The organism is Martelella sp. FLE1502 (assembly GCF_053484255.1).
Genome location: NZ_JBAKFQ010000001.1, coordinates 137196 through 152608 on the forward strand (window position 1 = coordinate 137196; position 15413 = coordinate 152608).

General features: G+C 64.4%; 13 protein-coding genes. 5 read left to right on the forward strand and 8 right to left on the reverse strand.

Annotation, left to right across the window (positions count from 1 at the left end; all coding sequences use genetic code 11):
* Positions 1 to 12: 12 nt before the first annotated feature.
* Positions 13 to 1011 (reverse strand): zinc-dependent alcohol dehydrogenase, encoded by a 999-nt coding sequence (locus tag V6767_RS00640; protein WP_448471649.1) that lies wholly within the window; start codon positions 1009 to 1011, stop codon positions 13 to 15.
* A gap of 257 nt (positions 1012 to 1268) precedes the next feature.
* Here V6767_RS00640 and ribA point away from each other — a divergent pair, with 257 nt between their 5' ends.
* Together ribA and V6767_RS00650 are read left to right on the forward strand one after the other, a co-directional pair.
* Positions 1269 to 2330, forward strand: coding sequence for a GTP cyclohydrolase II RibA (gene ribA, locus V6767_RS00645; protein WP_448471650.1), 1062 nt, complete (start codon positions 1269 to 1271; stop codon positions 2328 to 2330).
* 13 nt (positions 2331 to 2343) lie between these two features.
* Positions 2344 to 3087, forward strand: a complete 744-nt coding sequence (locus tag V6767_RS00650; RefSeq protein WP_448471651.1) for a CDP-alcohol phosphatidyltransferase family protein — start codon at positions 2344 to 2346, stop codon at positions 3085 to 3087.
* Between the two features lie 11 nt (positions 3088 to 3098).
* On the opposite strand, the gene V6767_RS00655 is transcribed toward V6767_RS00650, so the two are convergent.
* The gene (locus tag V6767_RS00655) at positions 3099 to 4025 is read right to left on the reverse strand and encodes a lysylphosphatidylglycerol synthase transmembrane domain-containing protein (RefSeq protein ID WP_448471652.1); all 927 of its coding nucleotides are present in this window, start codon (positions 4023 to 4025) and stop codon (positions 3099 to 3101) included.
* 80 nt (positions 4026 to 4105) lie between these two features.
* Here V6767_RS00655 and V6767_RS00660 point away from each other — a divergent pair, with 80 nt between their 5' ends.
* The gene (locus V6767_RS00660) at positions 4106 to 5752 is read left to right on the forward strand and encodes a sulfatase-like hydrolase/transferase (protein ID WP_448471653.1); all 1647 of its coding nucleotides are present in this window, start codon (positions 4106 to 4108) and stop codon (positions 5750 to 5752) included.
* A 23-nt stretch (positions 5753 to 5775) separates the two neighbouring features.
* Here V6767_RS00660 and V6767_RS00665 read toward each other — a convergent pair whose 3' ends face one another.
* The 3 genes from V6767_RS00665 to V6767_RS00675 all read right to left on the reverse strand — a co-directional run bounded on the left by V6767_RS00665 (position 5776) and on the right by V6767_RS00675 (position 10314).
* Positions 5776 to 9027: an efflux RND transporter permease subunit gene (locus V6767_RS00665; RefSeq protein ID WP_448471654.1), complete on the reverse strand. Its 3252-nt coding sequence runs from the start codon at positions 9025 to 9027 to the stop codon at positions 5776 to 5778.
* Positions 9024 to 10034 carry an efflux RND transporter periplasmic adaptor subunit gene (locus V6767_RS00670; protein ID WP_448471655.1) on the reverse strand — a complete coding sequence of 337 codons (1011 nt, stop codon included), beginning with the start codon at positions 10032 to 10034 and terminating at the stop codon, positions 9024 to 9026. The genes V6767_RS00665 and V6767_RS00670 overlap by 4 nt, the downstream gene beginning before the upstream one ends.
* A gap of 76 nt (positions 10035 to 10110) precedes the next feature.
* Positions 10111 to 10314, reverse strand: coding sequence for a YgaP family membrane protein (locus V6767_RS00675; protein ID WP_230722567.1), 204 nt, complete (start codon positions 10312 to 10314; stop codon positions 10111 to 10113).
* Between the two features lie 135 nt (positions 10315 to 10449).
* Between V6767_RS00675 and V6767_RS00680 the strand changes: the two genes are divergently transcribed.
* Positions 10450 to 10749, forward strand: coding sequence for an ArsR/SmtB family transcription factor (locus V6767_RS00680; RefSeq protein ID WP_018064143.1), 300 nt, complete (start codon positions 10450 to 10452; stop codon positions 10747 to 10749).
* A 185-nt stretch (positions 10750 to 10934) separates the two neighbouring features.
* On the forward strand, positions 10935 to 12518 hold the full coding sequence (gene ggt / locus V6767_RS00685) for a gamma-glutamyltransferase (protein ID WP_448471850.1): 1584 nt from the start codon (positions 10935 to 10937) through the stop codon (positions 12516 to 12518).
* 39 nt (positions 12519 to 12557) lie between these two features.
* On the opposite strand, the gene V6767_RS00690 is transcribed toward ggt, so the two are convergent.
* Genes V6767_RS00690 through V6767_RS00700 form a run of 3 tightly spaced genes read right to left on the reverse strand, consistent with a single transcriptional unit; the run spans position 12558 to position 15411 of the window.
* On the reverse strand, positions 12558 to 13913 hold the full coding sequence (locus tag V6767_RS00690) for an enolase C-terminal domain-like protein (protein WP_448471656.1): 1356 nt from the start codon (positions 13911 to 13913) through the stop codon (positions 12558 to 12560).
* Positions 13910 to 14755: a sugar phosphate isomerase/epimerase family protein gene (locus tag V6767_RS00695; RefSeq protein ID WP_448471657.1), complete on the reverse strand. Its 846-nt coding sequence runs from the start codon at positions 14753 to 14755 to the stop codon at positions 13910 to 13912. Before V6767_RS00695 ends, V6767_RS00690 begins: the two co-directional genes overlap by 4 nt.
* Positions 14755 to 15411 (reverse strand): TetR/AcrR family transcriptional regulator, encoded by a 657-nt coding sequence (locus V6767_RS00700; protein WP_448471658.1) that lies wholly within the window; start codon positions 15409 to 15411, stop codon positions 14755 to 14757. The genes V6767_RS00695 and V6767_RS00700 overlap by 1 nt, the downstream gene beginning before the upstream one ends.
* Positions 15412 to 15413: the final 2 nt, after the last annotated feature.

The window sequence follows — 15413 nt, forward strand, 5'->3', positions numbered from 1 at the left end:
ACTTCTCTCTTTTTAGTATCGGATACGGTGGCAGAGCGTTTCCGGATCATCGATGATGCCGGGATAGGCGGCGGCGATGTCCTCGAACGCGGTCTCGCCGGAGATCAGCGCATCGAGGCGGTCGTCTTCAAGAAGCGTAACCGCCTTGGCCAGACGGCGCGCAAAGCTCCAGCGGGCACGTTGCGCGGGCGGCAACGAGCCGACCTGTGAAGCGACGATCGAAAGCCGTTGCGAATGGAAAGCGCCACCGAGCGGCAGCGTCAGTTTTTTGTCGCCGTACCAGCTCCCCTCGACGATGCGGGCCTCGAAGCCGGCGTGATCCAGCGCTTCCGCGAGCGCTTCGCCGGAGGCGGAGGCATTGATCAGCAGATCGAATTCGCCGTCGAGCGCGCCGCTCTCGGCAAAAGTGACGCCGAGCCTATCGGCAAGCGCCCGCCGCGCCGGATTGCGGTCGACCAGAACCACCTCGGTGCCGATGATCGCTTTCGCGATAAAGGCGGTGAGCGCGCCGACAACGCCCGCGCCGAATACCGCCACCCGGTCGCCGGGCATAATTCCGCCATCCCAGACGATGTTCAGCGCCGTCTCCATATTGGCGGCGAGGATGGCGCGTTCGGCCGGCACCCCATCCGGCAGCGGCGTGACCATGCCTTCGGCCACGACGGCCGCGCTTTGATGCGGGTGCAGGCAAAAGACGATCCGGCCGGCCAGATGGTCAGGGCCGGTCTCCACGCGACCCACCAGGGCATACCCATATTTGACCGGAAACGGAAAATCGCCCGCCATATGCGGTCCGCGCATGCGATCACGCTCGCCTTCCGGCACCAGGCCGTTGAAAACGAGTGATTCCGTGCCCCGGCTGATGCCGCTGAAAAGCGTCCGGACGAGCACCGCCCCCTCGTCGACCACGCCGAGTTCTTCCTCCTGCACGGCGCAGGTCCGCGCCGCCGGGAACCAGAGCGCCCGCGCCGTGCGGCCGGCGCGGTCATCATCGCCAAAACTTCCCTTCAATTTTCGACGCTCCTTCCGGCGAACACTTTTTTGTTAAAGTCCAGTCGCAGCGTGCGACTGGAACCAATCCACTTACGCTCTAATTACGTATTAGGTTCCAATAACTTCGACGCGCTGCCCGTTTGCGAACCGGGACGAGTCGATGGTTTTGTGACAAAACGATGATGTCGCCAGGCGGCGGAATCATATGCGTGCAACATAGCAGATCAACGCAGGAACAGATGGATAGGTTCAGTTTTCGAGTTTGCACCCCGGCAATGGAGATCGAACGGGCCGTCGCCGAACTGCGCTTCGGGCGCCCGGTCATTTTGAATCAGGGTGAAAAAAGCCATGCCGTGCTGGCGCTCGATTGCGCCGCGCCCGAGACCTTTGATGCCTTCGCGGCCGCAAGTGAGGATCACCACGCGCTGTTCGTCACAGCGCAGCGAGCCCATTGCCTGGGCATTTCATCGAGCCTCGGCATTGCCGTGCCCGCCGAAGGGATGTCGTTCGATGCCGCAGCAAGGCTTTCCTACGCGCTCGATGCCAGGGCGCCGGGTGAATGGCGCGAGGCCGATCCGGCAATGACGGCCGCCGCGGAGCTGGCGCGAATGGCGCTGCTGCTGCCGGCCATGGTCTGCACCGAAATCGATGGCATAGAGGATCGTTTCGACGCCTGCCACAGGCTCGACTGCGCCCACCTTTCCGATACCCGGCACGCACGCCAGAAATTCACCGAGGTCGTGCGCACACGGGTTCCGCTGAAAGATCTCGGCGATGCGCAGTTTGCGGTATTTCGCGGCGGACTTGCGCAGAAGGACCAGATCGCGATCATTGTCGGCGATCCGGATTTCAGCCGTCCGGTGTCTGTTCGCATTCACTCCTCCTGCCTCACCGGCGACCTTTGCGGCTCGCTGAAATGCGATTGCGGCGACCAGTTGCGCAACGGCCTTGCCAATCTGAGGGCGGCGGGCGGCGGCGTGCTGATCTATCTCGATCAGGAAGGGCGCGGCACCGGCATCGGCTCCAAGATGCGGGCCTATGGCTATCAGCACCAGGGCCTCGACACGATCGACGCCGACGCCGAGCTCGGGCTTGAGCCGGACCACCGCCGCTATGAGGCGGCAATCGCGATCCTGCGGCTGCTCGGCATATCGAGCGTCGTTCTGCACACCAACAACCCCACCAAGATCGCGGCGATCAATGCCGCAGGCATAAAGGTAGTGGGGCGGATGCCGACTCATGGCAAGATAACGGCGGAGAACCTGAATTACCTGCGCACCAAGGCGTCGAAGGCCGATCACATATTCGACCCCGAAATGCTCGCGACAACGAAATAAAACTGGGAGCCGCATGACCGACAAGCCGAGCCCCGCACCGCCGCCGCAGCTCAAAGCCAGCGCGCTTCTCGTGCTGGGCGTGGTCTTCGCCGTCGCGCTGGTTTCCTATCAGGTGCTTGGCCCGCACCTGATGCTCGGACGCTGGGCGGTGATGTTCGCGGCGTTGCTGCTGTTTGCGATCTTCACCGTCGTCCTCAGCGCCCTGCCCTATCATCCGCACAGTTCTTTCGGCGCGGCCAACGCGATCACCGCAATCCGGACGGCGATCGTCAGTCTGGTGACGGCTTTCGTGTTTTTCGCCGCTGACATGGGGGGGCAATCGGCGGTCTGGATTCTGATCGCGCTCGTGGTGACAGCTTTCGTCCTCGATGGCTTCGATGGCTATCTCGCCCGGCGGTTCGGCCAGGAATCCGCCCTTGGCGCCCGCTTCGATATGGAGGTCGATGCGCTTCTCATTCTGGTCCTGTCGGAGGCTGCCCTGATGCTGGGCAAGGCCGGCTGGTGGGTGCTTTTGATCGGGCTGATGCGCTATCTCTTCGTCGGCGCGCAATATTTCGTACCGGCGCTGGGCGAGCCCCTGCCCCCGTCATTTCGCAGGAAACTGATCTGCGTGGTGCAGGTGGCAACGCTGTGCGTCATCCTCGTTCCGACGGTTGTGCCGCCGGTTTCGACAATTGCGGCGCTCATCGCGTTGGCATTGCTGGTCTATTCATTCGCCGCCGACGTCCTCTATCTGCTGCGCAAGAGCCGGTCATGAGGTCGCCCTTCTCAGGATCTGGCGATCCTGCCCCGGTAGAGCGAAACGGCAACCGAGATGCCGCCGGGCACGGCAGCGCCCGCCAGCGATATCACACCGTAAAGCAGGCTTGCGGCCACACCCTCGGCACTGGTGAAGCCGAAGAGCGGCCAGAGCGCGGCGGCGGCCGCCTCGCGCGTGCCCCAGCCGCCGATGCCGGCGGGTATAAGCATGGTCATCAGACAGAGCGGAATGGCGGTGACGGCCGCGATCGCCGGCAAGGGCGCGCCGACCGCGCGCGACGCAATCAGGAACACCGCGATGTAGCCGCCCACGATCAGCAGGCTGAGCCCTGCCTGCACCAGAAACGCGCGGTCCTTCCAGAACACGGCGGCAATATCGGCTCCCAGCGCGCGGAAGCGCTGCGGCAGCCACTCCGCCCAGAATACGGCGGCTATCAGAACGCCAACGATGAACACCGCGCTGACGCCCCATATCAACGCATCAGCCTGCTCCGGCAGGCGTTCGCTCAGGAACACCGGCCAGGCGAGAAGACCGAGAAAGCTCAGCGCGAAGAAGGCGATCTGCCCGGACAGTCTTTCCAGAAACACAGCCGCTGCCGGTCGCTTCCAGCCGCCCGCCCCTTCCAGCCGGCTGCGATAGGCGCGCACGGCATCGCCCGCCATGCCGCCCGGCAGGACCAGATTGAGCGCGCTGCTGATGTAATATTCGCGAATGGCGAGACCGAGCCCGATCTCCTGTCCGAGCCTTTTGGCCGTGAAACGCCAGCGGCAGGCCGAGGCGATAATCTGCACCTGCACCAGCGCAAGCGCCAGGATAACGAGGGCCGGAGGAACATCGCGGAACGCGGCGACCAGACGGTCCGGGCCGGTCATAGCGATGAGCCCGGCAAGCAAGGCCAGACAGGCGATAACCGAAAAGACGGCAAGTTTGTTCAAGCTCTGGTCCTTCGCAACATGCGGCCCGAAATCGCACGCGCCGCCTGTTGGTGAAACGTATGGCGCGCGGTGATGGTTTGATGACAAGAAGCGACAGGCCTGACAAGGGGCGAACCGTCTCATCCCGCGCGGGTTGGATCGCCTTCGTATTTTTCGTCGTCCTCAGCTTTGCCGCGCTGATCCTGCCGGATCATCCGGGCGCGTTTTACGGCGCGGCTTTCCTGCGGTTTCAGCTGGAAGTCCCGATCATGGTGCTGGCGCTGCTGGTGCTGCCGCGACGGATCGCGACCGTGCTGGCTGTCCTGTTTGCGTTGGCCATCTTCACGCTGCTGTTCCTGAAGATCGCCGATATCGGCGTGCAATCCGCGTTCCAGCGGCGGTTCAACCCCTATCTCGACATGAAGATGCTGGCCGATGGCTGGAATGTGTTCTCTGGAACGCTTGGCGCATGGAAGGCGGGCCTCGCGCTTGCAGCGGTGCTTGCCGCGTTCGTCGGCCTTCTGACGCTTTACTTCGGCGCGGAGCGACGGCTTATAAGGTTGAGCGCCCGGCAAAAGCGCGGACCGGTGATCGCGGCGCTTGTTCTGCTCGCGATCGGCGCCGCGCTTCAGTTTGTCGAGACCCCGGTGCGGGCGGAGATGAAGGCCGTCGCCTATCTCGGTAACAGGCTGGCGCTGGTGCAGAAATCGGTCGCGGATATGCAGCGGTTCGAGCGCGATCTGGCCGCCGCGGATGAGGTCGCGTCCGGCAGCAACCTGTTTGGCGCGATCAGGGGCCGCGACGTCATCCTCATCTTCATCGAATCCTACGGGCGCAGCGCCGTGGAGGACCCGCTCTACAGTCCGGTGACGGTTCCGAGGCTTGAGAACGTGCAAAACGAACTCGCCGATGCTGGTTTTTCGGAAGCCTCCGGCTGGCTCGTTTCCCCCACCATGGGCGGGCTGAGCTGGCTTGCGCACGGCACGTTTCTTTCCGGCCTATGGACCGACAGCCAGGCCCGCTACGACCGGCTGATGATCAGCGACCGGCAGAGCCTGAACCGGCTTTTCCGGCAGGCCGGATGGCGCACGGCGGCAGTCATGCCGGCCATCACCATGGACTGGCCGGAGGCCTCTTATTACGGCTATGACGAGGTTTTCGCTTCGGGTGATCTGGGCTATCGCGGCAAACCCTTCAACTGGATCACCATGCCCGACCAGTACACATTATCCGCGTTCGATCGGCTGGCGCGCCAGCCGGCACATGCCGCGGGCACGCCGCTGATGGCGGAAATCGCGCTGATATCGAGCCATGCGCCATGGACGCCGGTGCCGAGCCTGATTGACTGGGATGATGTCGGCGACGGAACGGTGTTCGATAGCCAGGCGGAGAGCGGTGAAACGCCGCAACAGGTGTGGTCCAACCGCGACGATATCCGCGACCACTATATCCGCACCATCGACTATTCGCTGCAGACGGTCGGCGACTACATCGCCCGCTTCGGCGATGACGCCGTATTCATCGTTCTCGGCGACCATCAGCCGGCCCCGGTCGTCACCGGGCCCGATGCCTCGCGGGCGGTTCCGATACACGTCATCAGCAAGGATCAGGCGTTGATCGAACGCTTCGAGGCGGACGGCTTCACCCCCGGCATGATCCCTGCGCCGGACGCGCCCGAGAGAGGCATGGACACGATGCGGGGGCGGCTCATCGACATCTTTGGCGACGGCTCCGGGCCGGCGATGTAACGCCCGCCGGCCCGGCTCGACGCCTATGCCGATGCCGTGCCTTCAGGGCTCGCCGCCGCACTGTTCTTCCGGTCTCCCCGCAACACGACATAGATCGCGGGAATGACCAGCACGGTCAGCGCCGTCGAGGAGGCAAGGCCGAACAGCAGCGAGATCGCCAACCCCTGGAAGATCGGGTCGGTCAGGATCACGGCCGCCCCGATCATCGCGGCAAGCGCGGTGAGCAGGATAGGCTTGAAGCGGATCGCGCCGGCTTCCAGAAGCACGTCGATCAGCGGCCGGCCGGGCGTGCGCGCATGGCGGATGAAATCGACCAGCAGGATCGAGTTGCGCACGATGATGCCGGCAAGCGCTATGAAGCCGATCATCGATGTCGCGGTGAACGGCGCGCCGAACAGCCAGTGCCCGCAGAGAATGCCGATGAAGGTCAGCGGGATCGGCGTCAGGATGACGAGCGGCAGCTTGAACGAGCCGAACTGGGCAACGACCAGAATATAGATCCCGATGATCGCAACCATGAAGGCAGCGCCCATATCGCGGAAGGTCACCCAGGTCACCTCCCACTCGCCATCCCACAAAAGCGTCGGATGGGTCTCGTCGTCGGGCTGGCCATGGAGCACGATCTCCGGTTTGGGCAGATCTCCCCAATCCATGGCATTGATCGCATCCTGCACCGCCAGCATGCCGTAGATCGGCGCTTCATACGCCCCGGCAAGCTCGGCCATCACCATTTCGGCGGCGCGGCCATTGTGGCGGAACACCGGATAGGATGCCGGTTCCTGCGTGACGCTGACGACATCGCCGAGTTCGACCACGCCGCGCCCGCCCGGCAGCGCATTGGCCGGCACCGGGGTGGAGAGCGCGCGTTCGTCCAGCGTGTCGTGCGCCTTCGGCAGCGCAAGCCGGATCGGGATTGGCTGGCGTCCGTCGCCGCGATGCGAATAGCCGACCGTTGCCCCGCCATAGAGATAGCTGAGCGTGTCGTAGACATCGGACTGCTCGACCCGGTAATATTCGAGATTGTCCTGGTCGATGGCGATCCGCACCCGTTCCGGCCGGTTGTGATAGCTGTCGTCAAGATCGACGATGAACGGCACGCTCGCGAAAGCCTCGCGTACCTTGTCCGCGACCGCGCGCCGGGTCTCGGGGTCCGGGCCGTAGATTTCGGCCAAGAGCGTGCCCATCACCGGCGGACCGGGCGGCGGTTCCACCACCTTCACCACCGTGCCCTGCGGCAGATCGAGGCCATCGAGCCGTTCGCGCATATCGAGCGCGATGGCGTGGCTCGCCCGGTCGCGCTCGCCCTTCGGCAGAAGGTTGACGGCGACCTGCCCCTGCTCGGGATTGGCCCTCAGATAATAGTGACGCACCAGCCCGTTGAAATCGAAGGGCGCCGCGGTGCCGGCATAGGTCTGGAAGGAGACGATTTCCGGCATCTCCGCAAGCCTGTCGACAACCGATTGCAGCGCCCGGTCGGTATCCTCGACGGATGCCCCTTTCGGCAAGTCGACCACGACCTGAAGATCGGACTTGTTGTCGAACGGCAGCAGCTTGACGGTGACATCCTTGGTGTAGAACAGCGCAAGCGAGGCAAAGGTTGCCAGCGCCACCAGACCGATGAACGTCCAGGCCCGCGCCCGGCTTTTGAGAACGGGCCGGGCGACCGCGACGTAGAACCGGCCAAGACGGCCGCCGCCGGCAGCGCCATGAGCGGCCGCGGCGTCGCCATGTCCGTGGCCGGCTCCCTTGCCGCCGAACTTGATCATCAGCCACGGCGTCAGGATGACGGCAACGAAGAACGAGAACAGCATGGCCGCCGAGGCATTGGCCGGGATCGGGCTCATATAGGGGCCCATCATGCCCGAGACGAACATCATCGGCAGCAGCGCCGCGATCACCGTCAGCGTGGCAACGATGGTGGGATTGCCGACCTCGGCAACGGCGTCGATCGCCGACTGAACCCGCGAGCGATCATCCTGCATCGCCCAGTGGCGGGCAATGTTCTCGATCACGACGATGGCGTCGTCGACAAGGATGCCGATCGAGAAGATCAGCGCGAACAGCGACACGCGGTTGATCGTGTAGCCCATGATCCATGAGGCGAAGAAGGTCAGCAGAATGGTCGTCGGAATAACGACGGCAACCACCAGCGCCTCGCGCCAGCCGATGGCAATGCCCACCAGCACGACGATCGAGACGGTCGCAAGCGCCAGATGGAACAGCAGCTCGTTGGCCTTCTCATTGGCGGTCTCGCCGTAATTGCGGGTAACCGTCATTTCGACATCGGCGGGGAAGATCTGGCCGCGCACCTGCTCCAGCCTGTGCACGATTTCCTCGGCAATCACGACCGCATTGGTGCCGGGACGCTTGGCAATCGCCAGCGACACGGCGGCGGCGCGATCCAGCCCGGCATCCGTGCGGCGGATATCGGTGACGCGGTGTTCGGCCGGCGAAGTTGCCAGCACGACATCGGCGACGTCGCGGACATAGACCGGACGGCCGTCGCGGGCGGTCAGCAGAAGATTGCCGATCTCTGGCAAGGATTGCAGCGTCTGCCCGGCGATAACCGGAAGCTGCCCGCCATCCTCGCGGATCGTGCCGACCCGGAACGAGCGATTGGCGCCCTGGACCTTCGCGGCCAATTGCTGCAGCGTGATGCCGAACAGCGACAGCCGCTCGGGATCGGGCTCGACACGGAACTGTTCGGGCTGTTCGCCGACAATATAGGTGAGCCCGATATCCGGCAGCTTGGAGACTTCCACCTGCAGTTCGCGGGCCAGCCGGGTCAGGTCGTTTTCCGTCCAGCGCCCCGCAGCCTCTGCGGTCGGCCGCAAGGTGACGACGACGGCAGCGACATCGTCGATGCCGCGACCGACGATCAGCGGCTCCGGGACACCGACCGGGATGCGGTCCATATTGGCGCGGATCTTTTCATGCACCCGCAATATCGCGGTATCGGCGTCGGTGCCGACCTCGAAACGGGCGGTGACGAGCGCGCCGTCGTCATCCGTCTGCGAATAGACATGCTCGACGCCATCGATGCTCTTGACGATGGTTTCCAGCGGCTCGGTGACGAGCTTGACGGCGTCCTCGGCCTTCAGCCCGTTGGCGTTGATATGGATGTCGACCATCGGCACCGAGATCTGCGGCTCCTCCTCGCGCGGCAGCGAGACGAGCGCGATCAGGCCAAGCGCGATCGCGGCCAGGAGCAAGAGCGGCGTGAGCGGCGACGTGATGAAGGTGCGGGTGAGCCCGCCTGCAATTCCGAGCTTCATGGCAGTATAACCCGATCACCGGCGCGCAGGCCGGACAGGACCTCGATCCGTTCTGCGTCATTGTCGCGCACGATCTCGCCGAGGACGACCGCGACATCCATCCCGCCGTCATCGGTCGCAATCCGCACATAGTCGACGCCGTGCACTGTCTTGACGGCCTCGGGGGGCACGACGAGGGCTGCGCGCTTGCCGACCGGGATCGACACCAGCGTGCGCTCGTTGACGAAGTAGTCGCCGACGCTTTCGATCTCGACATCGGCGATCACGCGCCCGTCGGCGATTTCCGGATAGACCTTGCTGATGCGCCCGGTGCTGACGGCCGGAAGCGCGTCCGTGCCGGGCACAAGCCCGCGCTCGCCGACCTGCACCTCGGCGCCCTCGACGATCTCGGCGGCATGGCGCTCAGGCAGCGACAGGCGCAGGTAATACGGCCCCGGCGCGATGCGGGCGACATTCTCGCCCGCCATCACGACCGAACCGAGCGTGACCGGCACGGTCAGCACCCGGCCGGTTGCCGGGGCGAGAACCTCGCCCTCCTTGGCGCGCTGCTCGACGACCGCCTTTTCGGCAATGGCGGCGGCAACCTGATTGGTGGTGACGTCGAACTGCATCGTGGCCTGATCGAGGCGCGCCTGGGTGCCGGAGCCGGAGGTGCGCAACTGTTGGGCGCGATCGAGTTCGGTGCGCGCGTTCGCGAGCTGAGAGTTCAGGGCCTCGAGCCTTGCATCGGCGGCCTTCAGTTCCAGCGCGATCTTGTCGTCGACGATCACCGCGATGGTGTCGCCCTTGGCGACCGTATCGCCTTCGCCGATCCGGACGTCCTCGACAACGCCGCCGATCCTGGCGCGCGCCGGCACCACGATCCGGCTTTCCACCCGGCCGAAAACGGCCTTCATCTCGGTCACCGTCACGGGCTCGACGGTAAACTCGGCGGCAGCCGCGGCCGATACGACAAGCGGCGTCGTCACGGCAAGGGCGGCGGTCAATCGGAAAACGGCTTGTAGCATAGGACCAAAGCTCCTCCCGGCGGCAGAGTTTAACCTCTGCGCCCGGGATAAATGTGTGATAACGAGGCTGGCGCGTTTATTCGAACGCCGAACCCGACTTGACTCCGAGTTTCCGGAACACAATTGCTGCGGGACAGAAACCTGTCACCGATGCCTGGATCAGGTTGAGACCGACAAAGGCATTGAGCAGAAACCACCAGGGCGAGACATAAAAGCCGAGCGCCAGGGAGAGAAGAACCATGAAACCCGCGAACATCATCACGGCACGATCGAGCGTCATTTGACCATTCCTTCTGTTGGATCAATACGTTGCGCACAGGACGACGCGGTTGGAACTTCCCGGTTCAACGCCGTTCGCGCGACAACGTAAACGTTTGGCTTGCATATAACATTCAAAGATATTAAATTCAAGAACATGAATGTCACTGAGATGATCCCCGCCGCCGAAGCGGCCGCTGAACTCATGAGCAGCCTTTCCCATCCACAAAGGCTGCTGGTGCTTTGCGCCCTTGTCGATGGCGAGAAATCGGTCGCCGAATTGCGCCGGGAACTCGGCATCGAACAGGTGCCGATGTCGCAGCAACTCATGCGGCTCAGGGCCGACGGGCTTGTCGAATCCCGCCGGGAAGGCACCACGGTATACTACGCCATCACCCGTCCAGAGGTGTTGACCGTGATCAACGCGCTCCACGGCGCTTTTTGCAGGAAAGAATAGCGGCATGGCCGGACGCCCTTCCTGCGGCATTCCGTTGCCAGGCCGATTGGTGTAATGCGTTGCGGAGGCCGGCTGCATCAGTTCAATTCACTGATGACAGTGACACTACGGCCCGACGAGGAGAGCACGCGGTTCCGCATTTCCGGGAAAGCTGAGCCGTTCGGGGGGATTGGATCAACATGATCATGCGAGACTTCATGGCGCCGGGAAAATCCGTCGCGCTTGCCGAAAACGCGATGGCGGCGACATCGCATCCGCAGGCGACGCTGGCGGCGCTCGATATTCTGCGCGCCGGCGGCAATGCAGTTGACGCGGCGATTGCGGCGGTCGCGCTCCAGGGCGTTATCGACCCTCATATGACGGGAATAGGCGGCGATTGCTTCGCCATGTTCACACCCGCCGGCGGCAGGCCGGTCGCGCTCAACGGCTCCGGCCGCGCCCCCGCGGCGGCCCATCCGGAATTTTTCCGGGAACAGGGCATGACCGCAATCTCCGACCTCTCGGTGCATTCGGTCACCGTGCCAGGCGCCGTCGGCGCGTGGGATTATCTGAGCACGACATACGGGCGGATCGGGCTCGACGCGATCCTTCAGCCGGCGATCAGAGCCGCGCGCGACGGCTTTACCATTACGCCGCGCGTCGCGCTCGACTGGGCGCGCTATGCCGACCGGCTGCGCCGCCACGAACCCGCTGCGCGCCAGTTCCTGCCAGGGGGCAAGGCGCCGGTGACCGGCGACAGGCTCTTCAACCCCGCGCTTGCCGACACGCTGGAAAAGATCGCGCGCGAGGGGCGCAAGGGCTTCTACGAAGGCGCGGTGGCAGAGGATATCGTTGCCACCCTCAATGCGCTCGGCGGACTCCACACGCTCGCCGATTTTGAACGCGCCCGGCCGGACGTCGCCGAACCGATCGAAGCGGATTATCGCGGCTATCGACTGCTGGAATGCCCGCCAAACGGCCAGGGTCTCGCGGCGCTACTGATGGCGCGCATTCTCGACGGGTTCGATCTTGGCGAGGGCAAGGTCTCGCCGGCGGACCGCATCCACCTTCTGGCGGAGGCCGCGAAATCGGCCTATCGCCAGCGCGATCTCCATATCGCCGACCCGGCCCACATGGCCGTTTCGGTGGAAGAGCTTCTGGACGAGAACCGGATCGCGGCCATCCGCTCCGCCATCGCCCTTGACCGCGCTTCCCCGGCCGAGACGCTCGACATGCCGGTCCACAAGGACACCGTCTATGTCAGCGTCGTCGACCGCGACGGCAATGCCGTGTCGCTGATCAACTCGATCTTCGCCTCATTCGGCAGCGGCATCTATGCCGAAGGGTCAGGCGTGCTGTTGCAGAACAGGGGCAGCGGCTTTTCGCTGGCCGACGGCCATGCCAATTGCATCGGCCCCTCCAAACGCCCCTTCCACACAATCATTCCCGCCATGATGTTTGACGGCGACAAGCCCTTCCTCTCCTTCGGGGTCATGGGCGGGCAGTATCAGGCGAACGGCCACACCCATTTCATCTCGCAGGTCATCGATCGCGGCTTCGATATCCAGATGGCCTCGGACCAGCCGCGCAGCTTCTTCACCGAAGGCGCGATCAGCCTGGAACCGACGATTTCCGACGACATAAGACGCGATCTGGAACGGCGCGGCCACCTCACCCGGATCGCCGACGAGCCGCTCGGCGGCTGCCAGGCGATCATGATCGACCACAAGCGCGGCATATTATGGGGGGCCTCCGACCACCGCAAGGACGGCATAGCGCTCGGCTATTAGGTCATGGAGAGCAAGAGCTAAAAATTCAACCTCCGGCGACTATCGCCCAAAACCCGGCCCGAACAGCGAGCCGATCGCGACCGTGCCGTCTTCGATCACGAGATCGATGCGATCACCGCGCCGGCGGTACAGGTCGGCATGGGCGGCGAGGAGGCGGGCCTTTTCGAGATCGTCATAGCCCTGCAGGCCGCCGCCGAAATGATGGCCGTTGCGCTCGACATCGCGGCAGCCGAGCGTTGCCGCCACCAGCGTATCCTGCTGCCAGCAGAGGCCGGGCTGGCAGGTCAGGTCTTCCGCCGAGATGAACAGGCGTTTTCCGTGGGCGCGGCCATCGACCATGCGGGCATAGTTCAAAAGCGCGCGCAGCACGCCCTTGCAGCTCTTGATCGAGGTTCCCGACCAGCCATGGGCAATCGCGGTGGCGAAGGCGTCGTCATGGTCATCGCTCTCATCGATGATCAGCGGGAAAACGGAAAGCGCCGGCGTGATCTCCAGCGTCAGCGCCGTCTCGCGCGCGAAGGGCTGTTCGACGAATGCGATGGAAGCGCGCAGACGCGAAAGCCTGGGATCGCCCTGCAGGCTTTCGAGAAAGATTGCGAAACGGTCGGGCAGATATTGCTCGTTTGCGTCGAGCGTGACGCGGTAAGTGCCCATCTGGTCCACAAGGGTGGAAATATGCGCGAGCCGGTCGATATCGGCCGTGGGGTCGCCCTTGAGCTTGATCTTGAAAGCGCGGATGCCGGTGGCGCGGATGATGGCTTCGAGGCTTACCGGCAGCCCGTCATCGACCCTCCCCGGGTCCGCTTCGCTCTCGAAAACCGGCGCGTCGAAGCCGACGGTCTGGCGCGGCGCGATCGCCGGCAGCGGCGTGATGCCAGCAAGCGCGCCGGTGATCGCGGCAGGCGAAATATCGGGCGCGGCCAGCGTGCTGACGCCGAACAGGTCGGCCCTTGCGGCCTGCGGAAAATTGAGGTCATGCGCGCGACAGACCGCGTCGATCAACGCCATCTCGACAAGCGCCGGGCCGAAATGGGCGGCGAGCCTTGGCGTGCCCTCCGGCATGACCGCCTCGACCTCCCGACGCATGCGGGTCGTGGCTGCGGCAATGGTCTCGGAGGCAATGTCCTCAACCAACCGACAGGCAAGCGCGAGCGAGCGCTTCAGGTCGGCGACGGTGTCGTCGTTCGTCCGGCTGGCGCGCTTGTCGAACCAGCGCGGCACCATGAGCTGGGCCGCGTGGCCCTCCGCGACCCGACCATCGACTTCAACGGTCACCGAAACGAAGCCCTGATCGGTTTCCGTGACCACGGTATTGCCGAAATGGAACGGCAGGCGGAAGTTGACCGGGCGGGTGCGAAACGCGATCGCCTTCAGCGAAATCCGTGCGGCGCTCATGGCATCGCCCTCCCATGGGTTTGCAGATGGGCCCGCGTGGTGGCCGACGCGATGGCAAGCGTCACCTCCGCGCTGACGCGGGTGGTGAAAGGCTCGACCGAAAGATCGCCGCCGTATCCGCTGGCAATGATCGCGGCGATGATGGTCGAAAAATCGTCGGCTCCGGTGCCCGGCGCGCCGCGATTGCTGTCGTTGAGATGCACATGGGCAATTAGCCCGGACGGCATCCATTTTTCGATCAGCGTCGGAACGCTCTCCTCCTCAGCAAGGGCCGCCGAGGAACAGTCGAGCATGGTCTTGAACGCCGGCGAGCCGACCATCTCGACAAGCCGACGGGCATCCTCCAGCGTGTTGATGAACGGCGTCTGGTCGCGCGAAAGCGGTTCGATGCAATAGGTCAGGCCGGCGTCATGACAGGCGCGGGCGACGGGCGTAAACAGCTCCGTCGCATGGTCATAGGTCGCCCCATCCGCGATACCGGAAAGCGGGCGGCGCTGATGGGGCGAGCCATGGATGAGCACATGGCCGCCGAGCGCGGCGCAGATGTCAACGAGCCTCAGCAGGTAGTCCGTCGTCTCTTCGGCAGCAGCGGGGTCCGTAATCGAAAGTGTCGGGGCGGAGGAGAGCAGCCAGTGCAGGCCGGCAATCTCGATGCCCTCATCGGCCACCGTCTGCCGCATCGCCCTCACCTGCCCGTCCGTAAGCGCGCGCGGATCGGCGGGAAAGCTCTCGATCGCAAGCTCCAGCGCCTCATAGCCGACGGCCTTGGCGAAGCGGCATTGCGCGCGAAGATCGAGCCCCTGACGGCTCAGCAACTCGTTGCAGCAGACAAGGCGGGGCATCAGCTTGCGTCTTTCTGCTTGAGCCAGCCGACGACCGCCTCGGTGGCGCGGCGGGCGTGGGCGTTGAGGCCCTCCTCGCTCGCGTCGAAGCCGAAGACCTCGGCGAGCGTGAAGCGGTTGGAGACCGGAAAATAGCAGAGCGAGGCAATCATCAGATAGACATCCACCGGCTCGGCCTTCCGCAGGAAAACGCCGTCTTTCCAGCCTCTTTTGAGCACTTCCTCAAGCTTGATCAGAAGCTTCGACTGGATCTCGCGCCGGTCGCCTATCTTGCCGACGGAGGAGCCCTGCCGCAGGTTCTCGGTATTGAGCATGGTGATGAACCAGGGCCGCGTGCGGAAGTGGGTCATGGTGAACCTCACCAGCGCCCCGACCGCTTCCTCCGGCGACAGCGCCTCGAGCGCCAGTTTCTCCTCGCCGGCGCGGATCTGCACATAGGCCTCGCGCAGCGCCGCCTTGTAGAGCTCGTCCTTGTCGCCGAAATAGTCGTAGAGCAGCGGTTTCGACAGGCCGGCCTCGGCGGCGATGCGGTCGACGCGGGCGCCGTCATAGCCGACCGACGAGAACTCATCGAGCGCCGCCTGAAGGATCGCCGCACGCGAGGCCTCCGCATCGCGCGTTGCCCGTTTCGTCTTTACCGCTGTCCGCCTTGCCACGC